Here is a 23,298-nt window from a genome sequence, read left to right as displayed (position 1 = left end):
CCCTAGCGGCTCGCGGTGAGCAGCGTGCCTTCGCAGCGCAGCTCGGCGGACTGCGGCCGGTCCTTGCGGTCCCACGTGAGGGTCGCCCGCCCGACGGGCTCCTCCTCGTGCACCACGAGCTGCACGTAGCCGCTGTAGTCCTGCTTGTTGTCGAGGGAGAACCTCGCCTGGCTCGTGCGGAGCTTGCCGTCCGCCAACCCCGAGGACAGCACGCTGTCTCCGCGCACGTGACGGAAGGAGAACGCGTCGGTTCCGCTGGCGTCGCTCGCCGCGCGCAAGCTGGCGTTCACGCTCACCGCGTGCTCTCCGTTCTTGCACGAGAGAGAGTACGTGCTGTGCCCGGGCCGCGTGGGCAGCGGGGGAGCCGCGGTGATGGGCGCCTGCGCGGATACGCTGGCCTGGCAGCCGAGGGACATCAGAACGGGGAGCAGCAGCAAGGAAGATCGCATGCGGCCCATGGTGCCAGCGAGGCGCCACGAAGAACAGCTCGTTCACGAGTCCGACGTCGGCGTGTCCTCGGTGACGGGGACGGCGGCGGCGACGCGCGCGGGCTCGGCGGCGAGCTCGACGCCGCTCGCGGCGAAGGCGCGCTTCGTCGGCGGCGAGAAGCTCGGATCGTCGGTGTGATCGATCGGCGACTCGGCCGCGCCGGTGTCCTCCTCCAGGAAGTCCGTCTTGATCCGCCCCGCGACGAAGAGGATCGGGAAGGAGAGGAAGAGCCCCTTGAAGCCGAAGAGGTGCTCGCACGCGATGAGGCTCACGATCAGCAGGAAGCCCGGCATCTTGACGTGGCGCGCCGTGAGCCGCGGGCTCAGGTAGTACGACTCGATCTTGTGGAGGATGAACGTCAGCGTGACGAAGATGCCGACGCCGATCCAGCCCTTCTGCTGGTACGCGAGGAGCGACAGCGTCACGCCCGACACGATGTTGCCGATGACGGGCACGAGCGCGGTGACGAAGATGAGCAGCATGAGCGCCCCGACGTTCGGGACGCCGATGATGAGCAGCACCGGCAGCGTCATCAGCGTGTTGCACGCGGCGACGATGATCTGGAGCTGCACCGTCACGATCGTCGCGTCGGCGACGTGCCCGAACCAGCGCCCGAGCGTACCGGCGATCGACCGCGGCTCGACCTTCCGCCAGAACGCCGCGATCTCGTCCTCCTCGAGGACGTAGACGATCGCGAGGATGAACCCCATCGCGAAGTGGAGCACGAAGTGTCCGACCGCGGTCGCGGCGGCGAGGGCGTTGCCGGCGTAGTGCTTCGCGTTCTCGATCAGCGCGTCCATGCCGCCGAACTGGTCCTCGATCTTGTCGACGATCGGGTTCTCGCGCAGCGCCTGGAGCTTCTCGGGGAACGACTGCTGCATCGCCGCGAAGGTGCGCACGGTCTTGCCGACCCCGAACCACGCGACGCCGGCGACGAGGAGCAGGATCGCGCCGAGGGTGATGAAGAGCCCCTGCTTCCGCGAGACCCCCGTGCGCGCCGCGATCGTGCGCGCGCACCACCCCAGCGCCCGCTCGAAGGTGACGAAGAAGAGCAGCAGGATCGCGAGGTGGCGAAAGAGGTAGAGCAGCCCCCCGAACGCCGCGAGCGCCACGACACGCCGCGCCGACCGCTGCGAGAAGAAGTCCGCGATGCGATCCATGCGCCCGCCAGCCTATACGCGCCGCGCGCCCACGGTCACGCGCAGCGGATACCCCGCGCGCTCGTCACCGCGGTCCGCAGGCGACGCACGCGGCGACGCACGCCGCGAAGACCCCGACGAAGAGGAGGAGGAAGAGGGCGATGAGGAGACCGCCGACGCGGCGAGAGCGCCGCTCGAAGCCCTGGAGGGCGACGACGTCGGGGTGCGTCGCCAGCGAGCCGGGCAGGTACGAGCCAAGGCCGGCGGCCTGGATCGCAGGCGGGAGCCGCGTGAGGAGCTCGATCGTCACGTCGAGGGCGGCGGCGATCCCGGCGGCGTCGGCCGGCCGGCGTACGGTCAGCTTCAGCTCCCCCTCCTCCGTCGACAGCCGGCGCACGCCGCTGTCGAGGATCCTCGACTGCACCTCCGGCGTGAGCCACGCGGAGAGGACCGCGCTCGGCGCGCCGCCGACGTCGAAGCGCTCCTGGAAGCGCGGCTCCCAGCTCAGCGCGAGCGCGCTCGGTCGCGGGCCAGGGGTCACGCCGAGCGAGACGCTGCGCGTTCGCTCGAAGACGCGCGCGATCACGCCGTGAACGGGCGCGGCCACCGAGACGTAGACGATCTCCGCCTCCTCCTCGCCCCGCGGGCTCTGGAACATCACCTGCGCGGCGTGGCCGCGATACGTGCCCTGGAGCACGGTGGTCTGGAGGCTGCTCGCGAGCTGACGGTGCGGCGGGGCGAGGACCTGCGCGGCGGCGGCGAGCGTCGTCTGCATCAGCGAGGTCGACATCGCCGCATGCTACGCCGTTCCGCCCCTTCCTCCTGGTGCATACTGGAGGCGATGAGCTTCCTCCGCGCCGTCGTCCTCCTGTTCGCCCTCGGTGGCTGGGTCGCGTGCGCGTCCAGCGAGAACACGACCGGGGACGCCGGCGGGTACGCGGCCGTCGCCGAAGGCACCGTCGCCGGGCTCTCCTTCGCCAACGCGATCCCCCGCTCGACCTACGCCGAGGACGACCTCGACGTGGGCCGGGGGCCGGAGCACGCCTTCACGCTCTCGCTCTCGCTCGCGCCGCGCCAGCCGATCTGCGCGGCCGAGCCCGCCGACGTCGACGAGGACGCGGGGGACGTCGATCGCCTTCAGCTCTCGATCAGTTACCTGGGCACGGAGCGGAGGTCGCTCGTCGCCGGCGACTACGCCGTGACGCCCCCAGGCCCCGGCGAAGCGGACGCGACCCTGCGCACGGTCATCACGGCGCTCCACATCCGGCCGGACTGCTCGGGCGATCCGGTGAAGCGCAAGCGCGCCACGTCCGGGAGCGTCCGCGTCGAGACGCTCACGCTCGACGCGATCGTCGGGACGTTCGACCTCGACTTCGAAGGAGAGAAGCTGCGAGGGTCCTTCAACGCCCCCCGCTGCGCCCTCGCGAAGGGCTCCGCTCTCACCGTGTGCAAGTGACGTTCGCGCTTACTGCCCGAGCGAGTCGAGCAGCGCGAGGAGGTTTTGGCCCTGCTCGGCCATCTCCGTCGTGCTCATGAGGCTCGAGTCCTTGACCTCGAACGGCTCGAACAGCTCCTCCGGGACGTCGGAGAGGAAGCGGCACGGCGTGCGCGGGAGGGGCTTGCCCGCCTTCACGCGGTGGGTGCAGCGCGTGATGGTGAGGCGCTGCTTCGCGCGCGTCACGCCGACGTAGAAGAGGCGGCGCTCCTCCTCGACGTCGGAGGCGTTCGCGCCGTCGTCGGTCACGCGGACGTCGAGCGTGCGCTGATGCGGGATGAGACCCTCCTCGCAGCCGATGAGGAAGACGACGTCGAACTCGAGGCCCTTGCTCCCGTGGAGGGTGGAGAGCGTGACCTGGTTGCCCGGCTCCTCGTCCTCCTCGTTCGTCTGGAGGGTGAGGGAGTGGAGGAACGCCATGAGGTCGCGCTCCGCGCTCGGGTCCGCGCCCTTGTCGGCCGTGCGCTGCTCGCGCCGGGCGAGGATGCCGAAGAGGCCCTCGACGTTGCCCCAGCGCCGCGCGCTCGCGTTCGCGGAGGGCGAGGTGCCGTCGATGTCCTTCTTGAGGCCGATCGTCGCGCACAGGTCGCGCGCGACCTCGCTCGCGGGGCGGCGCTCGACGAGGAGCTTCCGCCGCATGTCGCCGATCAGCTTCTCGAGCTCCTTGCAGCCGTCGCGCGCGGGGCTCGAGACGCCGTCGAGGCCGTCGACCCGCTCGACCGCCTGCCAGAGCGACCAGCCCTTCCCGGTCGCGTGCTGGGTGAGGCGCTCGAGGCTCGCGTCGCCGATCCCGCGCGGGGGATAATTGGCAATGCGGCGGAGGCTTATTTCGTCGGCCCGGTTCAATGCCAACTTCAGATAAGCAAGTACGTCTTTGACCTCTTTGCGCTCGAAGAACTGCTGCCCGCCGATCATCCGATAAGGCACGCCCTGCTCGCGCAGCTGCTCCTCGAGGACCTTCGCCTGACCGTTCGAGCGGTAGAGGATCGCGCAGTCCTTCGGCTTCCGCTGCTCCTCGCGGATCACGCGCCGGAGCTCCTTCGCGACGTAGACCGCCTCCGCCTCGGGAGAGGGGGCCACGCCGAGCTTCACCTTCTCCCCGCCGAGCTGCTCGGTGAAGAGGCGCTTTCGGTATTTCCCGTCGACGCGCTTCTCGATGACCGCGTTCGCGACCGCGAGGATGGGGGCCTTCGAGCGGTAGTTCTGCTCGAGCATGACGACCTTCGCGCCGGCGAAGTGATGCTCGAAGTCGAGGATGTTCTGGATGTCGGCGCCGCGCCACGCGTAAATCGATTGATCGTCGTCGCCGACGACGCAGATGTTCTTGTGCCGGTCGCAGAGGAGGCGCAAGACTTCGAGCTGGGCGCGGTTCGTGTCCTGGTACTCGTCGACGAGGACGTAGAGGTACTCCTTCTGCCAGCGATCGAGGATGTCGGGGCGCTCCTTCCAGAGGCGCGCCACCTCGCAGACGAGGTCGTCGAAGTCGAACGCGCGGAAGTTGCGGAGCGCGGCCTGGTAGCGCGGGTAGACGAGCTTCGTGATCTCGTCGTACTCGTCGCACTCCCGCTCTTGGAGCTCCTCCGGGGAGATGAACGCGTTCTTCGCGTTCGAGATGCGCGTCATCACCGCGGCCGCGTCGAAGGAGGCCTTCCCGGAGTTGACGCGCGAGAGGATGTCCTTGATCGCGCCGAGGCAGTCGCCCTGATCGAAGATCGTGAACGTGCCGCCGAGCGACTTGCGCTCGCGCCCCAGCACCATGAGGCCGAAGGAGTGGAAGGTCGAGATGACCATCCCCTTGCCGGAGCCCTTCGCGGCGAAGATCTTCCCGAGCCCCTGCGTCTTCGCGATGTGCTCGACGCGCTCGGCCATCTCGCCGGCGGCTTTGTTCGTGAAGGTGAGGGCGCAGATCATGTGCGCGGGCACGCCGCGCTCGAGCAGGCGCGCGATGCGGTGGGTGATGACGCGCGTCTTGCCGGAGCCCGCGCCGGCGAGGACGAGCATGGGCCCGGTCTGGTGCTCCACCGCCTCCGCCTGGGCGGGATTCATCTTGGGTACTGCCACGACGCCGACAGCAAGCCACGGCCGCCGCGCGGATGGAAGATTGACAGAAGCGTTCCACGCATCACGCGTATTCTCCACAGCCCATGGCAACCGCCGGCCGGCTCCTCCCGCTGCTCCCGCTCGTGCTCCTCGCCTGCGGTTCGCCGCCGCCCGGGCCCGTCGCGCCGCCGGCCCCGGCCGTCCCGCCGGCGCCGAAGGAGCCGCCGATCGACGTGTCGTCGGTGCCCGAGCCGCCGAACCTCGTCGTCGTCGGACGCGTGAGTCGGCCGGAGAACATCGTCCACACGGTCGGCTCCTGGACGAAGCTGCCGCTCCCGGGCGCGCGCGAGCTCCTCCGCTCCGTCCAGCCGAACGTGGCCGACGTCATCGACGTGAACCAGCCCGTCGACGCGGCCGGCACCGTCACGCTCGGACGTCACGGCGTCGAGCTCCTCTATGCGTTCTCGGTCGGCGTGAAGTCCTTCGAGGACGCGAAGACGCGGCTCGCGCTGCACTACCGGATGGACCCCGTCGCGAACGGCGGCTTCAAGGTGCACGGCATCATGGACCGCGGGCGCGGCCGTCATCGCGCCGAGGTCGAGGACGACGACGACGGCGACGACGAGGAGCGCGACGTCTGCGTCCTCGCGCACTCCTCCGCCGGCGCGAAGCTGGTCTGCGGTCCGGGCAACGCGGTCGACGCGCTCACGCCCTACCTCTCCCGCACGATGCCGCGCGAGCGCTGGCCCGCCGACGTGCACCTCGAGCTCCGGCCCGAGCCGGTGCGCGCCCCGCTCCAGGAGATGCGGCGGATGCTGCCGGAGATGGCGAAGGGCTTCGTCGGCTCGCAGAGCACGGCGGTGCGCGCGCTCATCGACGCGTCGGTGGGCGAGGCGCTCGACATCGTGGACGACGCGCAGAAGCTCTCGCTCGACGGCACGATCGACGACAGCGGCATCCTCGCGACGTCGCGCTTCGAGCTCCAGGGGCAGAAGAGCCTCTTCGCCCGCGCGCTCACCGACGCGAGCCGCGCCGACGACGCGCCGGCGGCCTTCTGGCACTTGCCCGGCGACACGGACACCGCGCTCTTCATGCGCGGCTCCGACCCGAAGCTCTACGAGCACCCGCGCGAGATCCTCACCGCGCTCCTGGTCGAGGGCCTCGACGCGGTCGGCCTCCCGGCGGCGGAGAAGAAGACGGTCCACGACCTCGTCGCCGATCGCATGCTGAAGCTGTTCACGAACGGCGGCACCGGCATCTACGCGAAGGGCTTCGATCAGGCCGCGCTCGAGAAGGCGATCAAGGCGCGGGGGGCGGTGAAGGAGGACGACTGGACCGGCGAGCAGGAGGCGAAGCGCGTCGTCGGCGAGCAGGTCGTCGGCTGGCACATGTACCAGGTGAGCGAGCCGGTCGCGAAGGTGGGCCCGATCTTGAAGGACTGGTCCGGCCTCTGGAACCGCCCCGCGTTCTCGAAGTGGTTCACCGAGAAGACGGGGACGAGCCAGAAGACGCTCCCGAAGATGCGCGTCACGCCGTTCGCGGGCGTGAGCCTGCCGAAGGAGACGGTGCACCTCGAGGTCTCGATCCCCAACGACCACGAGCCGCCGCCGGTCTCGATGCCGGCCGCGCGGCCGGGGCAGCCGCAGCCGAAGGCGCCGCCTGCGCCGAAGCGTGGACCGCTCAAGCCGATCGTCCTTCATCTCTTCGCGGTGCCGGACGGCGCGAGCACGTGGCTCGCGTTCGGCCTCGACGGCAAGCTGGTCGCGACGAAGGCCGCCGCCGCGCTCGCGAGCGCGACGGACGCGGGCACGTTGGGGAAGACGGCGCAGGGCGTCGAGCCGCTCAAGGAGGGGAAGATCAACGGCGGCGCGCTCTTCACGATGCGAGGTCTCCTCGTCCTCACCGCCTTCGACGACGACGGCACGCCCGGGGGCTCTTCGGTCTTCTCGCAGCTCGGGGCGCTCCCCGCGAAGGGCGGCGCGCCGATCGTCCTGACGAGCAAAGCCGAGGCCCCGACCCCGCAGGCGCGCGCGGGCGCGTCGACGGGTCAGCTCCGCGTCACGCGCGCCGTCATCGAAGACGTCGTGAAGCTGCTGCTCTCCTCTCGCAATTGAGGGTCAGTAGAGGCTGCGCTCTTCGACGATCTTCCAACCTTCGGGGCGCTGCTCGAAGACGAGGGTGACGCCGCGGGCGCTCGCGGAGACGGCCACGTGGCCCTCCGCGCGGAGCGGGCTCGAGCCGTCGACCGCGACCGGCGACGGTGCGTGCTCGACGACGTCGTGGGACAAGCCCAGCTCGGCGGCGGTGCGCTTCTTCTCCATCACCTCGGCGCGCGTCAGCCGGACGCCGTCGAAGAGGACGCGGTCGGCGTAGTCGTTCGCGAGCGACTCCACGTCGCGCGCGCGATGCGCCGCGATCCAGCGCCGGAAGACCTTCTGATCCCCTGCCGGCGCCATCTCCACCTTGTCGATCTCGGACTGCGAGATGACGCCTTCGATCGCCGAGTTGCGGATGTACTCCCACTGGCGGATCGCGTCCGACCGCTCGACGTCGCCGAGCACGGCCTCGAGCTGGGGCTCTGCCCGCTCGAGGTCCGCGCGCGCCTTCCGCGTCGCGAGGTCCGTGTCGCGGAGGCCAGCGTGCTGCTCGCGCCGGCGCAGCGTGTCGAGCTCGTTCAGGAGCAGCGCGGCGACGCCGCGGCGGATGCGCTCGTCGTCGTGCTCGACGAGCGGCAGGAGCGCGGCGGTGCTCTCGACCTCGGCGGCCTCTTCGGTCACGTTCACGAGCGGCTGGTAGCGATGCATCAGGATGCGCGAGACGTTCACGCGCGCGGAGACGAGGTGCGTCGGCAGGATGCTGAACGCGAGCAGACCGACGACGAGCGCGTCGAGCTGGCGGCGGAGGAGCCAGGCGAAGGTGAAGCGGCGGTGGAGCTTCGTGCCGATGAGGACGAGGCCGAACGCCACGAGCGCGGTGCCGGCGATGCCGAGGATGCGGACGTTCGACAGGCCCGAGGTGGAGACGTGGATCGCGATGCGGCGGAACGTGCCGAGCGCGAGCACGGCGCCCTGCCCGAGCCACGCGTAGGCGAGGATGCGCGCGAGGCGGGCGCGCGGATCGTGCGCGAGCGCGCCGTGGAAGAGCACGCCGACGACGGCCGTGAGGACGAGGAGCGCGACCGTGAGCCAGGCCGCGCCCTGGTGCGCGTAGGCTTGTTCGGTCACGCCCGGCGGCGGCGCTCCGGCCCAGAGGTACGTCGCGTCGAGCGCGTTGTAGAGGAGGAAGAGCACGTTCAGCGCGACGAGCGCGTTGCGCCCGATCGCGAGCGACGCTTCGGTGGCGTCGTCGCTGTCCGCGTGCTCGACCGCGAAGGACCGGTGGATCGCGGGACGCAGCAGGAGCACGGCGCCGAACGCGAGGGAGCCCCAGAGCGCCAAGCGCATGGGGTCGGGGAGGACGACGGCGCTGCCGACGAAGCCGACCCATCGCGCGACGAGCGGGTTCGCGAACGCGAAGATCGTGACGAACACGCCGACGAGCGCGATCGGGATGAGGATCGCGCCCGTGAAGCGGCGGCGGGAGCGGCCCGCCGCGATCCGATGTGCACCGCGGAACGCCGCCGCGATGCGAAACGGGAAGGTCACCGCCGTCGCTCCGAAGGAGGCGGCCACGTTCGTGAGGAAGCTCGACCGCTGGCGCATCGCGACGGCGAGCGCGAAGACGCCGAGGAGGCCGAGCAGCGTCGTGCCCACCGTCGGCGCGTACGCGGATCGCGCGGTGACGGCGCCGAGCATCACGCCGATGGCGGCGAGGCGCAGCGTCAGTCGCCGGCCGCGGGCGGCGGCGAGGACGAGGAGAGGGACGAGGACGAAGAACGTCGCGAGGCCGACGCCGCCGACGCTGAGCCCGTCCTGCCGCCAGAGCGCGAAGTCCGCGACGGCGACGAGGCCCACGACGGCCGCGAGCTCGCGCGCGCGCGCAGGCATGACGCGCCCCCGCGCTCGTCGCTCCGCGTGCCCGCCGTAGAGCGGCGCCGGTCGGTACGGGTGCGGCCCCACCCCTCGCGGAGGCCCGTTTTCCGGCGACACGGCCGGCTCGACAGCACCGAACGGAACGTTCTGCATCCACGAGTCTACGCGGCACCAGCTTCGTTGCCACCCACGCGCAGAGATTTGAATATCCCCGCACCGAGCGGTCGAGCCGCCGGAAGTTTGACCGCGTGGGTGGTGTGGGTAGATGTGGGGGACATGCTTCGGAAGGCGGCTCTCCTTATTGCTCTTGCTGCGGTCGCGGGGTCTGGGACAGCGCATGCTGGCGGGTGGCAGGAGGTTCACGAGACCTCGGACGACGTGCGGATCGAGATCGGGCCGGACGGGATCGCGAACGTGCAGCACCACCTTCGCTATCGGGTCGTCGCCGGACGCTTCAAGACGCTCGACCTCGTCGGGATCGACCCCCGCGCCGAGCTCGCGCCCGACACCGTGCTCACCCCCGAAAAAGGTGGCAACGAGGTCGCCGCGCACGTCGAGACGACCAAGACGCCCGGCACCGTGCGCATCGTCATCGACGATCCGAAGCACCGCGGGCTCACGCGCGGCGCCTACGTCGCCGACGTGAAGTACCGGCTCGACCTCGTCTCGACCAAGATGCTCACGCGCGACGGCGCGATGTGGAAGCTCGCCTGGACCGCGCCGCCCGCGCCGGAGGGACACGACGGCGCGCGCGTCGTCATCGACGTCCCCGCCGCGCCGACCGAGCCGCGCCTCGCGTCGTCGAACGAGGCGACGACCACCCTCGTCACGCTGCGGCGCGGGACCGAGCGCGACGAGCTCGAGCTCGTCCGCCCCCACGTCGCGCGCGGCGACGCCGTCGTCTGGGCCGCGCGCCTCGACCCGAAGGCGTTCCCCCGCGTCACGACGCCGGAGCTGCGTCCGCCGCCGCCGGTGGAGACCACGCCGCCCTCGCTCCTCGCCTCGAACCTCGCGCGCGTCCTCGTCGCGGTCGGCTTCGCCGCGATCGCCGGCGTCCTCTCGATGCTCCTCCGCTCGAAGCGCGCGACCGTGCGCGACGAAGCGGCGGCGCGCGGGCTCGTCGCGCGTCCCGTCGTCGCGTTGCCGTGGGGGCTCGGGCCCTTCGTCTACGGCGTCGTCACCACCGGCGCGCTCGCGGCGCTCTTGTGGTGGAGCCCGATCGGCGGCGCCGCGCTCGTCATGATCGCGATGGCGCTCGCCGCCCACCGCGCGCCGGGCGCGATCGTGAAGCCGCGGAGCCCCGGCGCGTGGCAGTCGGTCTCCGATCCCGCCGTGCTCGTGCCGAAGAAGGCCGCGCCGACGAGCGCGCTCGACCTCGGCGCGACGAAGGGCAAGATCGTCTTCGCGCTGTTCCTCGTCGCGGTCGGCGTGGCGGCGTTCTTCCTCCGCGTGAAGGTCCCCCAGATCGCGATCGCGCTGCCGCTCGTCGCCTGCGCGGTCGTGCCGGTGTGGCTCACCGGTACGCGCGCGCAGATGCCGCCCGCGCCGGTCGACCTCGCCGCCCGGATGCTGCGCCCCGCGCGCGACATGATCGCGTCGAGCCTCGACCTCGCGCACGTCGAGCTCGGCACGATCGGGCGCGTCACCACCGGCGCCGGCGCGGCGATCGACGAGGTGCGCCTCGCCGGAGCGCCGAAGGACAAGACGCCCGGCCTCCGCGCGATCGAGCTCGCGCTCGCGACCGCGCCGGGGAGCTGGGGCGCGAGCCCCGAGGTGCTCGTCCGCTTCGACGCGCGGTCGCCCGCGGCGAAGCGCATCGACGCGCTCGCGGCCGGATCCAAGGTCCTCCGCGGCCGCGCCGACGGCGAGAACGTCGTCCGCCTCGTGCCGGAAGAGCCCACCGCCGGCGCCGCGGCCGCGCTCGTCGCGCGGCTCCTCGTCTCGCTCGAAGGCCGGCGGGCGACCGATCGCAACGCCCCGGCTCCGCCGTTCCGCGGCCGCGATCGCCGCGCGCTACAGACCCCCGCCATGTGCTAGAAACGGCCTGCCATGACGGCCGAGAACGGTGAAGAGCAAGGAGAGGACACGTCGATCGTCGACGCGCTCCTCGTCTACGCCGAGCCGCTCGCCGCCGGCGCGTACGCGGTCGTCGTCGGCGACGCCGCCTCGTCGGTCGCGGATCGTCTGCTCGATCTCGGGGCGCGCAACGTCACGGTCTTCGATCCCGATCCCGTGCGCGCGTCGCGCGCGGCGCGCAACGCTCCGCGCGGCGTGTCGGTGCGGTCGCTCGTCGACGACCTCGACGTGCGTGACGGATCGTTCGACCTCGCCGTCATCCCCGATCTCTCCGAGCTCAACGATCCGCGCGGCGCGGTGAACCGCCTCCGCCGCGCCGTCGCAGCGGACGGCGCGCTCGTCGCGATGGCGCGCGCGGCGTCGGACGACGCCGACCCGCCGTTCCCCGGCGCGCTCGGTCCCGCCGCGCTCGCGTACGGCGACCTCTACGACCTGTTCGCCTCGCAGTTCGAGGACGTCACGATCGCGGGCGTCGTCCCGTTCACCGGCGTCGTCTTCGCCGAGCTCGGCAACGAAGACGATCCCGCGGTGAGCGTCGACACGCGCCTCGTCGATCCCGCCGCGCCCTCGGTCTTCGTCATCGTCGCGAAGCAGCGCGCCGCCCGCGGCGCCGACCTCGATCCTTACGCGATCGTGCAGATCGACGAGCGGCCGGTCGAGGTCGATCGCGAGAGCCGCCTCGCGCTCGAGGCCGTCGTCGCCGCGTCGCAGCTGAAGATCGAGCTCCTCGGCACGCAGCTCGAGGAGCTGCGCGATCGCCTCGTCGTCGCCGACGTGCGCGTGGTCGAGGTCGCCGCGCGGCTCGATCGCGCGAACCAGGAGCGCGACGGCGCGCTCACGCGGGCGATGGAGCTGGAGGCGGTCCTCGCCGCTTCGCAGCAGTCGCTCGCGGTCCTCGAGCGCCGCCTCCTCGAGGCCGAGCGCGGGATGCTCGATCGCGACGACCGCATCGCGCAGCTCTCCGCCGAGCTCGACGCGCGCGCCTCCGCGCGGCCCGACATGAACGAGCTGCTCGTCCGCGCCGAGCGCGCGGAGGCGGCCCTCGCGATCGCGCAGGACGAGCTCTCGCAGCGGCTCTCGTTCGGCGCCGGCGAGAGCCCCGCCGACGTCGCGGCCTTCGCCGCGCGGGCGGAGCAGGTCGAGAGCGAGCTCGCGAGCATGATGGAAGCCCACGCCGCCGAGACCGCGGGCTACGAGAGCCAGCTCCGCGATCGCGCGCGCCACATCGCGGCCCTCGAGAAGGAGCTCGTTCGCCGCGAGCACATCGTGAAGGAGCTCGTCGCCTCGGTGGAGGAGCAGGAGTCGGCGGCGCGCGTCTACGAGGCGTCCGCGCCGATCGCCCCGCCCGCGCCGGGGCCCGATCCGCGCGTCCCCGCGCTCGAGCGGAAGCTCGACGAGCTCGCGGGCGAGATCGCGCGGCGCGAAGGTGAGCTCACCGCGCGCGGCTGGCGGATCCAGGAGCTCGAGAGCCAGCTGAAGGCGGCGGGAGAGAAGCCGGCGAAGGACACGTCCCACGACGCCGCCAAGCGCGAGGACGAGCTCGACGCCCTTCGCCAAGCGCTCGCGCAGGAGCACGCCGCGCGCGTCGCGGCCGAGTCGGGCGAGGAGCTACTGCGGGCACGCGCGGAGCTCGCCCAGAAGGCGGCGCTCCTCGAACAGGTCCGGGCGCAGCGCGGGACCTCCTGATGCGTGCTATGACGAAGTGACAGTCACGGTCTTCCGATGTCCGAGAAGCGCGATTACTACGAAGTCCTTGGCGTCGAACGAGCGGCGAGCGCGGAGGAGCTCCGCAAGGCGTACAAGCGCGAGGCCCTGAAGCATCACCCCGATCGCAACCCGGGTGACGCCGCGGCGGAGTCGAAGTTCAAGGAGTGCAACGAGGCGTATCAGGTGCTCTCGAACGCGGAGAAGCGCCAGATCTACGATCAGTTCGGGCACGCCGGCCTCGAAGGCGGGATGGGCGGCGGCGACGCGTCCGACGTCTTCGCGCACATGCAGGACCTCTTCGCGGAGATGTTCTCCGGCGGCTTCGGGTTCGGCGGCGGCGGCCGGCGCCAGCAGCGGCGCGGCGGCGATCTCCGCGTCCAGGCGCGCCTCACGTTGCGCGAGGCCGCGTTCGGCCTCAAGCGCGAGATCACCGTCAACGCGCCGACGCGCTGCGAAGACTGCCAGGGCTCGGGCGCGAAGGCGGGGACCAAGCCCGAGACCTGCGCGCACTGCCGCGGCAGCGGGCACGTCTCGAACGCGCGCGGCTTCGTCATGTTCACGACGCCGTGCCCGCGCTGTCAGGGACAGGGCGTGACGATCAAGGACCACTGCAAGACGTGCAAGGGACACGGCGCGGTCGAGAAGGCGCGCACGGTGGTCGTCGGCTTCCCGCCCGGCATCGACAGCGGGCAGAAGCTCCGCGTCCCGGGGCAGGGCATGCCGGGACCGAACGGCGCGCCGGCGGGCGATCTCTACGTCGAGATCGACGTCGAGGAGGACGCGCGCTTCGAGCGCGACGGCGCCGACCTCGTGACGCGCGTGCACGTGTCGTTCGCGGACGCCGCGCTCGGCGCCGAGGTGAAGGTCCCGTCCCTCGGCGAGAAGATCGACGATCCGGCCGACACGACGATCACGCACAAGATCCCCGCCGGCACGCAGTCGGGCGCCGTGTTCCAGATCCGAGGACAAGGCATGCCGCGCCTCGACGGCCGCGGCCGCGGCACGCTCGTCGGCGTGGTGCAGGTCGACGTGCCGACGAAGCTCTCCGATCGCGCGAAGGCGCTCCTCGTCGAGCTCGAGGCCGAGCTCCAGGCCGGCAAGGCCGACACCTCCGCGAAGGCCCGCGCCGCCGGCGCGAAGTGAGCTCGCTCGACGCGCTCAAGGCGAAGCTCTCCGCGGCGAACGCGCTCCGTCCCGCCGGCCGCGTCCTCGGCGTGACCGGCCTCTCGCTCCGCTGCAGCCTGCCCGGCGTGCGCGTCGGCGACGTCGTGCACGTCAAACGACGCGGCGAGCCGCTCGCGTGCGAGGTCGTCGGCTTCGATCGCGGCGAGGCGATCGCGATGCCGCTCGGCGCGCTCACCGGCGTCGGCGCGGACGACGAGGTGGAGTCGACCGGCGCCGGGTTCCAGGTCCTCGCGTCGTCGTCGCTCCTCGGTCGCGTCGTCGACGGCCTCGGCCGCCCGATCGACGGCAAGGGCCCCATCACCGAAGGAGTGCTCGTCCCCGTCGACGCCGATCCTCCGCCCGCGCTCGAGCGCCGCCCCGTCGTGAAGCCGCTCCCGACCGGCGTGCGCGTCCTCGACGGCTTGCTCACGATGGGGGAGGGACAGCGCGTCGGCTTGTTCGCCGGATCCGGCGTCGGCAAGAGCACGCTCCTCGGCGCGATCGCGCGCGGGACCGCGGCGGACGTCGTCGTCGTCGCGCTCGTCGGCGAGCGCGGCCGCGAGGTCGGCGAGTTCCTCGAGCACGCGCTCGGCCCCGAGGGCCGCCGCCGCAGCGTGGTCGTCGTCGCGACGAGCGACGTCGCGGCGCTCGAGCGCCTCCGCGCGGCGCAGGTCGCGACCGCGTACGCGGAGCACTTCCGCGACGAGGGCAAGAGCGTGATGCTCCTCGTCGACTCCGTCACCCGCTTCGCGCGCGCGCAACGCGAGGTCGGCCTCGCCGCCGGCGAGCCCCCCGCGCGCCGCGGTTATCCGCCGAGCGTGTTCGCGATGATGCCGCGCCTCCTCGAGCGATCGGGCCAAGGACCGCGCGGCGCGATCACGGCGCTCTACACCGTCCTCGTCGAGGGCGGCGACATGGACGAGCCGATCGCGGACGAGGTGCGCGGCATCCTCGACGGGCACGTCGTGATGGACCGCGCCATCGCCGCGCGCGGTCGTTACCCCGCGGTCGACCCCACGGTGTCGCTCTCGCGCGTGATGGACGCGATCGTGACGCCCGAGCACCGCGAGGCGGCGCGGAAGCTCCGCTCGCTCGTCGCGCACTACGAGGCGAAGCGCGATCTCGTCATGCTCGGCGCGTACGCGAAGGGGAGCGACAAGGAGCTCGACGACGCGATCGCGCGCATGCCGAAGATCGAGCAGCTCCTCCGCCAGGCGCCGTCGGACCGCGTCGCCTTCGAGGACACCGTCGCGCTCCTCGCCAAAGCCTTGAGCTAAAGTGCCGTCGCTCTCATGACGGTGCTTCAAGTCTCGGACCTTCGCTTCGGCTACGCGGACGACACGCTCTTCGAGGGCGTCACGTTCAGCCTCGCGCTCGGGGAGCGCGCCGCGCTCGTGGCGCCGAACGGGGCGGGGAAGTCGACGCTCCTCCGCCTCATCGGCAAGGAGCTCGAGCCCGACGCCGGCAACGTCGTGATCAAGAAGGAGGCCTCCTTCGGGTACTACCGCCAGTCGCACGAGCTCGCCGCGACGGGCGACGTGCTCTCCGCGTTCATGTCCGCGTTCGGCGACATCGTCGAGGCGCGCCGCGCGCTCGTCGCCGCGCAGGAGGCGGCCGGCGCCGGCGACGCGGCCGCGCTCGACCGGCTCGCGCAGGCGACGGAGCGATACCACGTCGCGGGCGGCGACGCGCTCGAGCACAAGGTCGCCGCGATCGCCGCGAAGCTCGGGTTCTCGGACGCCGACCTCGCGCGCCCCGTCGCGTCGCTGTCGGGCGGCGAGCGCGGTCGCCTCCACCTCGGCGTCGTCCTCGCGCAGCAGCCCGATCTGCTCCTCCTCGACGAGCCGACGAACCACCTCGACCTCGACACGATCGCGTGGCTCGAGAGCTGGCTGAAGAGCTACCGCGGCGCGGTGCTCGTCGTCTCGCACGACCGCGCGTTCCTCGACGCGACGTGCCCCACCACGCTCGAGGTCGGGACGAGGGGCCTCCGCGTCTACCCGCTCCGCTACAGCGACTACGCGGTGCAGCGCGAGGCCGACCTCGCCCGCGAGCGCGCGCTCGTAGAGAAGCAGCAGGCGTACATCGAGAAGACGAAGGAGTTCATCCGCAAGAACACGGCGGGGCAGAAGGCGAACCAGGCGCAGAGCCGGAAGAAGACGCTCGCGCGGCTCGAGGAGCTCGAGCAGCCCGAGGACGTGTGGGCGGTCGCGGAGAAGATCGCGTTCCGGTTCGCGCCGGCCGCGCGCTCGGGCGACATCGTGCTCGACGCGAAGGACATGTCCGCGGAGCGCGGCGGGCGGAAGCTGTTCGAGGGCGTCGACCTCCTCGTGCGCCGCGGCGAGCGCATCGGCATCGTCGGCCCGAACGGCGCGGGCAAGACGACGCTCCTCAAGGTGCTCGCCGACCGCGGCGATCGCGCGCTCGATCGCGCGAGCATCCGGCGCGGGACGAACCTCCAGATCGGCTACTACGATCAGCACCTCGGCGAGGTCGACCCGAAGCGCACCGCGGTCGAGGAGATCCGGAGCGTGCGCGGCGACCTCAACGCCGAGGGCGCGCGCACGTACCTCGCGCGCTTCCGCTTCTACGGGGACGACGCCCTCCGCGTCGTCGCCGGCTTCTCCGGCGGCGAGCGCGCCCGCCTCGCGCTCGCGAAGCTCCTGCTCGAGCCGAAGAACCTGCTCTTCCTCGACGAGCCGACGAACCACCTCGACATCCCCGCGGCGGAGATCCTCGAGGAGGCGCTCGCCGGCTTCGAGGGCACCGTCATCCTCGTCTCGCACGATCGCCGCTTCCTCGACAACGTGACGACGCGCGTCGTCAGCGTCCGCGACGGCAAGGTCGACGTCTTCAACGGCGGCTTCCGCGACTTCGCCGCCGCGACGACGACGAAGCCGAAGCCGACCGCGCCGCCGCCCCCGAAGAAGGAGGCGCCGAAGAAGGAGCCGCCGAAGAAGGTCGACCACGACGCGCACCGGCAGGCGAGCCGCGATCGCGAGAAGAGCAAGCGGCGCGTGAAGGAGCTCGAGGACCTCATCGCGGCGGGCGAGAAGCAGCTCGCGACGATGCGCGCGGAGCTGAAGGAAGACCCGGGCGGCGACTGGGCGAAGATCGCGAAGCTCGCGACGGAGGAGCAGGCGATGGCGAAGAAGGTCGAGACGATGTTGGCGGAGTGGGAGCGCCTCTCGGCGCAGCTCTGATCGCCGCTTCTTCACTCCGTCGCGACCGCGCCGCCGGTCGTCGCGGCGATCCAGTCGAGGTATCGCCCGACGCGCGTGTACACGCCGGGCCGTCGCGCGCGCCCGCAGCCGTAGGCCGACCAGCTCACGACGCCGATCTGCACGTCCTCGCTCCCGATCCGAAGGAAGAGCGGCCCGCCGGAGTCGCCGCCGCAGGCGTCGCGGCCGACGGCGCCGGCGCAGAGCATGTTGGCGGTGAGGTGCCCGTAGCCCGAGAAGCTCCGGCACTCCGCGTCGTCGAGGAGCGGCACCGGCACCTCCCGCAGCGGATCGCTCACCGCGCCCGCCTCGCCGGTGAGCCCCCAGCCGACGACGGTGCCCTCCGCGCCGGGCGCGACCTGCGCGAGCTCGGAGGCGCGCACGAGCTTCACCGGCCGCGCGCGCGCCGGCGCCGACAGGTGGATGAGCGCGACGTCGCCGTCCTGCGTGATCGGCGAGTAGCTCGGATGACGGTACGCGCGGTCGGAGCTCATCACCTCGCCGCTGCGATCCGACAACCGGCTCTGCCCGACGACGATCGCGGTGAAGTCCCCCGTCACCGACGACGGCGCCACGCAGTGCGCCGCGGTGAGGACCCATCGCGGATGGATGAGCGTTCCGCCGCAGAAGCGCCCAGAGTCGCGATAGATCGCGGTGGTCCCCGGCCACGCGTCCTCGGCCGCGACCGCCCCGCCCACGATCGGATCGGCGCGCTCCGCCTCCGCGTCGTCGGCCTCGGCAGCGCAGGCGACCGGCGCCGCAACGAACAAGAAGAGCGAGGCTACAGCGAAGCGCATGCGCCCCCATGCGCAGCAACCGTGCCCCGCGCATGTCCCCCGCGCATCCGCGCGAATCGCGCACCTCTCCTCGCCATTCGCGCGCCTTCGCGGGTCTTTCGCGGTGCCTTCGCGCGAGCGTGGATCGCCCCCGCCCGCCCGGTTGCTGCCATCACCCCGCGACGCGGCGACGGGGCGTGTCTCGCCGGCCACCGGCCTGGGGTGGGCGATGAGTGCTCTGTTGCGAGTGGGAGGGCGTTTATGATGGTCCCGTCATGCGTCGGGTCGTTCTCCTCACGCCCGTCTTCTTCGTGTCCGGCTGCGCGTCGGCGAGCTCGACGCCTGCGGTGGCGCCGGCGAGCCGCGTGTGTCCGCCGGCGGCGGCCGACGCCGCGTCGAGCGACGACGGCGCGCAGGCGAGCGCCGCGAAGCCGCTGAGCTCGCACGAGATCCTGTGGTCGAAGTCGGGCGCGCTCGTCGCGGCGAACGAGGAGACGTCGTGCGGACCGCCGGGCGAGGAGAACGAGTGTCAGACGCAGGCCTGGCTTCGCGTCGTCGACGTGGCGGTGCCCGACAAGGAGATGAAGCGCGCGGACAGCTACATCTTCGGCTTTCGCGCCGACGGCGACTGGCTCGTCTTCCGTCCCAAAGGCAGCCAGTCGCTGGAGGAGTGGGCACCGCGCACGAACAAGACGCGTCCCTCCGAGTTCGCCGCGCGCGCGAAGGACGCGAACCAGGTCTGCCTCTCGCCGGACGACGACCACCTCGTCGTGACGGTGAGCGAGCGCACGCGCACCGTGGTCCGCTCGCGCGCGGGCGCCGACGAGGTCGCGCTCGAGTCGCTCGCGTACGCGCCGCTCCCTCCGCGCGACTGCGCCTTCACGCCCGCCGGCGATGCGTTCGCGCTCGCGGGTGAGCGCCACGTCGCGGTCTATCGGCGCGGCCAGGCGGTCCCCGAGGCATGGCTGCCGATGACGAACGCCGGCCGCCTCTCGTGGTCGGCCGACGGCGCGCAGCTCACGTTCGACGTCCGCGACGCCGAGGCCAACGCGACGGTGTCGTTCCAGTGGAACCCGAAGCAGAACCGGCTCTCCGCGCATCCCACGACCGGCCCCGCCGCGTTCGTCGCCGCGAAGCACCCGGAGCTGATCGTCCGCAGCGAGTGCGAGTGGCAGCGCCGCGCCGCCGCCGACAACAAGCTCCTCGGCCGCCTCGGCGTCGCCCCCGAGTCATGCGAGAACATCCACCAACACGACGTCCTCCTCGCCCCGAACGGCAAGGTCATCGCCGCCCTCGAAGGCGAATGGAACGCTCGGAAGCTCGTCCTGCAGCCCGTCCCCTAAACGCCCCAACCCACTCGCCCTCCAAGTTCAGCACAAAAGCGCGAGCGTTCGAGCCAGCCGCAACGTCGAGCAGGGGCCCCAGAAGCGGCCGCGCGAGCAGGCGCGAAGCGCGAGCGCTGCAGCAGGGCGTGACGTCGAGAGGGACCCCAGAAGCGACCGCGCAAGCGGGAGCGCAAGGCCGCAACGTCGAGCAGGGGCCCCAGAAGCGGCCGCGAAAGCGGGCGCGAAGCGCCCCGAGCGCGCAGCGCGAGGGCCGTGTCTGGGGTGGGGGTGTCGGGGGCGAAGCCCCCGACGTTGAGAGCCGTGTCGGGGGCGAAGCCCCCGACGTTGAGAGAAGCTTGTCGCGCGGCCGTTGCGGGGTCATCCTCGGGGCAGCGTGGTCTCGCTTCGATCGTTTCTCCTCGTCCTTCTCTTCGTGCTCGCGCTCGCGGCTTGCAAGCGGAAGGGGCCGCCGGCGGGCGAGCCGTCGCCGCTTCCGGTCATCACCGAGGAGAGCAGCGACCTCCTCTTCACGTGGATCGACGACAAAGGCGAGTTCCACGTCGAGCCCAAGGTCGCCGCCGTGCCCGAGCCCGCGCGCGAGGTCGTGCGCGTCGCCGATCCGGTGAAAGACCCGCCGAAGCTCGACGACGTGTTCGTCGCCGACCTCCGCGCCGCGGGCGCGGACGGCAGGTACCCCGTCAAGACGATGAGCCGCACCGAGTTCGAGAAGATCGCGATCGAGCGCCGGCAGTCCGCGGGGAAGAAGGTGCTCGAGGCGCGCGGAGCCGCGAGCGTGCTCCCCGGCGCCGAGCGGCCGACCGTCATCATCTACGGCGCTTCGTGGTGCGGCCCCTGCCATCAGGCGGCGGCGTACCTGAAGGCGCATCACGTGCAGTTCGTGGAGAAGGACATCGAGGCCGACAGCGCCGCCGCGCGCGAGATGCAGTCGAAGCTCGAAGCCGCGGGCATGCGTGGGGGCTCGATCCCGATCATCGACGTGCGCGGCAAGATCCTCGTCGGCTTCGACGAACGCGCGATGGAACGCGCTCTCCAGGCGAAGATGTGATGCACGGCCCGCCGCCGTGCCCGCCCCTCGTCCACGAGGTCGGGTGAAGCTCGACTTCCTCGTCCATCAGCGTCGCCGCGGCACGCTCTTCTTCGCGCTCGCCGCCGTCGCCGTCATCGCCGGCGGCGTCCTCGGCGCGATCGCCTCCGCGCCGATCACCGTCTGCGCGCTCGCCGCGATCGTCTTCGCGACGTTCGGCGCGCGCGTCTTCGTCGACCCGACGCGCGGCATGATGAACCTCGGCCTCGGCCCGGAGGAGCGGCGCCGGCACATCGCGCACGCGGAGCAGGAGCTCGCGCGGCCCGAGACGCACGCGGTCCGGGTCGGGCGCGGCCGCCTCCTCGTCGGCCCGACGTGGCTCGCGTACTACGGACCCGACGCCGCCCTCCTCACCGCCCGCTCCGACGTCATGCAGGTCCTGCCCGTGCAGCGCAACGAGAAGCGCGTCGTCGCGGTCGTCACGCGCTCCGGCCGCGTCCTCGACGTCCCGGTCCAGGGCGCCGAGCAACAGCTCCTCGACACGATCTCGTCGGCCACCGGCCTCCCGATCGGCCAGCTCCGCGCATGACGAAGCGCATGACGAAGCGCGGGCGCGTGAGGCCCCGCCGGGCCGTCACTCCTCGTCGCGGCGGAGGTTCTTGCGCGCGATGACGCGCTCGTAGATCTCCCGCTTCGGGCGGCCGCTCCAGGCCGCGATCCGCTCCGCGATCGTCTTCGAGTGGAGGCCGTTCGCGAGCTCCTTGTCGATCCGCGCGTCGATCGCGGCCTCGGTGACCTCGTCCTCGCGCGCCTCCGGCTGCCACGCGCCGAGGACGATCGCGATCTCGCCGCGCCACTCGCGCGGGGCGGCGAGCTCCGTCAGCGCGCCGCGCACGATCTCCTCGTGCATCTTCGTCAGCTCCCGCGCCACCGCGCACGGCCGCCCCGGCATCGCGGTCGCGAGCTCCGCCAGCGTCTCCGCCGTGCGCTCGGGCGACTCGAAGAGGATCACCGGCTCCGCCGTCGCGCACACCTTCGCGATCGCGGCGTGCCGGTTCGCGCCGTCGCGCGGGAGGAAGCCGACGAAGCGGAAGCCGCCGTTGCCGGCGAGGCCGCTCGCGACGAGCGCGGCGAGGACCGCGCTCGCGCCCGGGATCGGCACGATCGTGACGCCGCACGCGATCGCCTTCGCGACGAGCGACTCTCCGGGATCGGAGACGCTCGGCGTGCCGGCGTCGGTGACGAGCGCCATCGTCGCGCCCTTCTCGAGCGCCTCCGCCGCGCGGTAGACGTCGCGATCGGGCGAGTGCGCGTGGAGCGCGTCGAGCGGCTTGCCGCCGATGCCGAAGTGCGAGAGCAGCTTCAGCGTCTGCCGCGTGTCCTCGGCGAGGATGCGATCGACGCTCTTCAGCGTCTCGATCGCGCGCTGCGACATGTCCCCGAGGTTGCCGATCGGCGTCGCGACGACGTAGAGCGTCCCCGGCTTCTTCTCGACGCTCACGCTTCGAGACTACAGGGCCTGCGCGACTTCACCATCACAACGCGTCGGTCGCGTCGCCCATCTCGCGCTTCAGGTAGTCGCGGAGTCGGCCGAGGAGGCGCTGTTCGAGCTGCCGCACGCGCTCGCGCGAGATGCCGAACTTGTCGCCGAGGTCCTGGAGCGTGAGCGGATCGTCCGCGACGAGGCGCTGATCGAAGATCGCGAGGTCCTTGTCCTTGCCCTCGAGCGTCTTGCGGAAGTCGGCGAGCTTGTCCTTGAGGAGCGCCTGGAGCTCCTCGTCCGCCATCTGCGTCTCGGGGCCCGCGCCCGCGGCGGGCATCATGTCGACCTTCGCGATCGCGCGGCCGTCCGCGTCGCCGACCGGCGCGTCGAGCGACTTTTCGTTCTGCGCGAGCCGCACGTCCATCTCGGCGACGTCGGCCTCGGGCACGTTGAGCTGCTTCGCGATCTCGGCGTTCGTGGGATCGATCCCCATCGCCTGGAGCTCGGCGCGCTTCTTCCGCAGGTTGAAGAACAGCTTCCGCTGCGCCTGCGTCGTCCCGAGCTTCACGAGACGCCAGTTGTTGAGGATGAACCGCAGGATGTACGCCCGGATCCACCACGCCGCGTAGCTCGAGAGCTTCACGCCGCGGTACGGGTCGTAGCGCTTGACCGCCTGCATGAGGCCGATGTTGCCCTCCTGCACGAGGTCCATGATGTTCTTGTACGCGCGGCGGTACTCGTACGCGATCTTCACCACGAGGCGGAGGTTCGCGGTCACGAGCTGCGCGGCGATGCGCGGGTCTTGCGTCTCGACGAACTTCGCGGCCAGCTCGTGGGTCTGCTCCGGCGTGAGGAGCGGATGACGCTGCACCTCGCGGAGGTACGCCGCCATCGGGTCGAGCCGCTCCATCCCGGAGCTGGTCGCCTTCGAGAGCGGCGCGGACCTCGCCACCGAGTCGTCGGCGTCGCCGCCGGCCTCCTCTTCGTCGCGCTCGGCCTCGACGAATGCGTCGTCGCCGCCCCCGCCCGCCATCTCGTCGTCGACGCCGGCCGGCTCGGCGTCGCCGCCGTCCTCGTCTTCGTCCGACGCTACGTTCGGCTTCGACTCGTCGTCCGGCGGCGGCGCCTCCGAAGCAGATCCGGAGCCGCGCTTGGCGCCAGCCTTCTTTGCTGCTGTGGTCTTCGCGCGCGGCACGACGGCGGGTCTACCATGGGTCAGCGCGTGGTGCATGTATAGAGGAGCGTGGTCGCGAGGAGGGCGACCGCGATCGTCATGGCAGACAGCACGTCGTGGGCACCATGCATTCCTGGGGAGCGGGCTTGATACGGCATGCCCCATCGGTAGGGCTTATGACGCAGTGTGTCAA

General features: G+C 71.8%; 18 protein-coding genes. 10 read left to right on the top strand and 8 right to left on the bottom strand.

All coding sequences use genetic code 11. From position 1 onward, the window contains the following. Positions 1–2: 2 nt before the first annotated feature. From KF837_35750 to KF837_35740, 3 genes are all read right to left on the bottom strand, one after another. Positions 3–290: a hypothetical protein gene (locus tag KF837_35750; GenBank protein ID MBX3232735.1), complete on the bottom strand. Its 288-nt coding sequence runs from the start codon at positions 288–290 to the stop codon at positions 3–5. Positions 291–491: 201 nt separating this feature from the next. Beyond that, positions 492–1,649: an AI-2E family transporter gene (locus tag KF837_35745; GenBank protein MBX3232734.1), complete on the bottom strand. Its 1,158-nt coding sequence runs from the start codon at positions 1,647–1,649 to the stop codon at positions 492–494. A 64-nt stretch (positions 1,650–1,713) separates the two neighbouring features. Next, complete coding sequence (locus KF837_35740; GenBank protein ID MBX3232733.1) at positions 1,714–2,418, bottom strand: hypothetical protein; 705 nt, start codon at positions 2,416–2,418, stop codon at positions 1,714–1,716. Positions 2,419–2,469: 51 nt separating this feature from the next. Here KF837_35740 and KF837_35735 point away from each other — a divergent pair, with 51 nt between their 5' ends. After that, complete coding sequence (locus tag KF837_35735) at positions 2,470–3,084, top strand: hypothetical protein (GenBank protein MBX3232732.1); 615 nt, start codon at positions 2,470–2,472, stop codon at positions 3,082–3,084. Positions 3,085–3,093: 9 nt separating this feature from the next. Here KF837_35735 and KF837_35730 read toward each other — a convergent pair whose 3' ends face one another. Beyond that, positions 3,094–5,184 carry a UvrD-helicase domain-containing protein gene (locus tag KF837_35730; GenBank protein ID MBX3232731.1) on the bottom strand — a complete coding sequence of 697 codons (2,091 nt, stop codon included), beginning with the start codon at positions 5,182–5,184 and terminating at the stop codon, positions 3,094–3,096. 83 nt (positions 5,185–5,267) lie between these two features. On the opposite strand from KF837_35730, the gene KF837_35725 reads away from it, so the two are divergent. Beyond that, positions 5,268–7,277 carry a hypothetical protein gene (locus tag KF837_35725; protein ID MBX3232730.1) on the top strand — a complete coding sequence of 670 codons (2,010 nt, stop codon included), beginning with the start codon at positions 5,268–5,270 and terminating at the stop codon, positions 7,275–7,277. 3 nt (positions 7,278–7,280) lie between these two features. Here KF837_35725 and KF837_35720 read toward each other — a convergent pair whose 3' ends face one another. Next, entirely contained in the window at positions 7,281–9,149 is a 1,869-nt protein-coding gene (locus KF837_35720) for a DUF4173 domain-containing protein (protein MBX3232729.1), read from the bottom strand. 363 nt (positions 9,150–9,512) lie between these two features. On the opposite strand from KF837_35720, the gene KF837_35715 reads away from it, so the two are divergent. From KF837_35715 to KF837_35695, 5 genes are read left to right on the top strand one after another with little or no spacing between them, the layout of a single operon-like run. Further along, entirely contained in the window at positions 9,513–11,171 is a 1,659-nt protein-coding gene (locus KF837_35715) for a hypothetical protein (protein ID MBX3232728.1), read from the top strand. Positions 11,172–11,183: 12 nt separating this feature from the next. Next, the gene (locus KF837_35710) at positions 11,184–12,896 is read left to right on the top strand and encodes a hypothetical protein (GenBank protein ID MBX3232727.1); all 1,713 of its coding nucleotides are present in this window, start codon (positions 11,184–11,186) and stop codon (positions 12,894–12,896) included. Positions 12,897–12,932: 36 nt separating this feature from the next. Then, positions 12,933–14,060, top strand: a complete 1,128-nt coding sequence (dnaJ, locus tag KF837_35705) for a molecular chaperone DnaJ (protein ID MBX3232726.1) — start codon at positions 12,933–12,935, stop codon at positions 14,058–14,060. Beyond that, entirely contained in the window at positions 14,057–15,358 is a 1,302-nt protein-coding gene (locus KF837_35700; GenBank protein ID MBX3232725.1) for a FliI/YscN family ATPase, read from the top strand. Before dnaJ ends, KF837_35700 begins: the two co-directional genes overlap by 4 nt. Positions 15,359–15,373: 15 nt before the next feature. Beyond that, positions 15,374–17,284 carry an ABC-F family ATP-binding cassette domain-containing protein gene (locus tag KF837_35695; GenBank protein MBX3232724.1) on the top strand — a complete coding sequence of 637 codons (1,911 nt, stop codon included), beginning with the start codon at positions 15,374–15,376 and terminating at the stop codon, positions 17,282–17,284. A gap of 11 nt (positions 17,285–17,295) precedes the next feature. On the opposite strand, the gene KF837_35690 is transcribed toward KF837_35695, so the two are convergent. Continuing rightward, positions 17,296–18,099: a serine protease gene (locus tag KF837_35690; protein ID MBX3232723.1), complete on the bottom strand. Its 804-nt coding sequence runs from the start codon at positions 18,097–18,099 to the stop codon at positions 17,296–17,298. 254 nt (positions 18,100–18,353) lie between these two features. On the opposite strand from KF837_35690, the gene KF837_35685 reads away from it, so the two are divergent. The 3 genes from KF837_35685 to KF837_35675 all read left to right on the top strand — a co-directional run bounded on the left by KF837_35685 (position 18,354) and on the right by KF837_35675 (position 21,037). After that, entirely contained in the window at positions 18,354–19,421 is a 1,068-nt protein-coding gene (locus KF837_35685) for a hypothetical protein (protein MBX3232722.1), read from the top strand. A gap of 481 nt (positions 19,422–19,902) precedes the next feature. Continuing rightward, entirely contained in the window at positions 19,903–20,469 is a 567-nt protein-coding gene (locus tag KF837_35680) for an NrdH-redoxin (protein ID MBX3232721.1), read from the top strand. A gap of 43 nt (positions 20,470–20,512) precedes the next feature. Continuing rightward, a complete protein-coding gene (locus KF837_35675; protein ID MBX3232720.1) occupies positions 20,513–21,037 on the top strand; it encodes a hypothetical protein in 525 nt (174 codons plus the stop codon). A gap of 45 nt (positions 21,038–21,082) precedes the next feature. On the opposite strand, the gene rsmI is transcribed toward KF837_35675, so the two are convergent. Further along, a complete protein-coding gene (gene rsmI / locus KF837_35670) occupies positions 21,083–21,883 on the bottom strand; it encodes a 16S rRNA (cytidine(1402)-2'-O)-methyltransferase (protein MBX3232719.1) in 801 nt (266 codons plus the stop codon). Between the two features lie 100 nt (positions 21,884–21,983). Continuing rightward, on the bottom strand, positions 21,984–23,270 hold the full coding sequence (locus KF837_35665; GenBank protein MBX3232718.1) for an RNA polymerase factor sigma-32: 1,287 nt from the start codon (positions 23,268–23,270) through the stop codon (positions 21,984–21,986). Between the last annotated feature and the right edge of the window lie 28 nt (positions 23,271–23,298).

Source organism: Labilithrix sp. (assembly GCA_019637155.1).
Classification (GTDB): domain Bacteria; phylum Myxococcota_A; class Polyangia; order Polyangiales; family Polyangiaceae; genus Labilithrix.
This window is presented reverse-complemented; position numbering and strand designations above follow the sequence as displayed.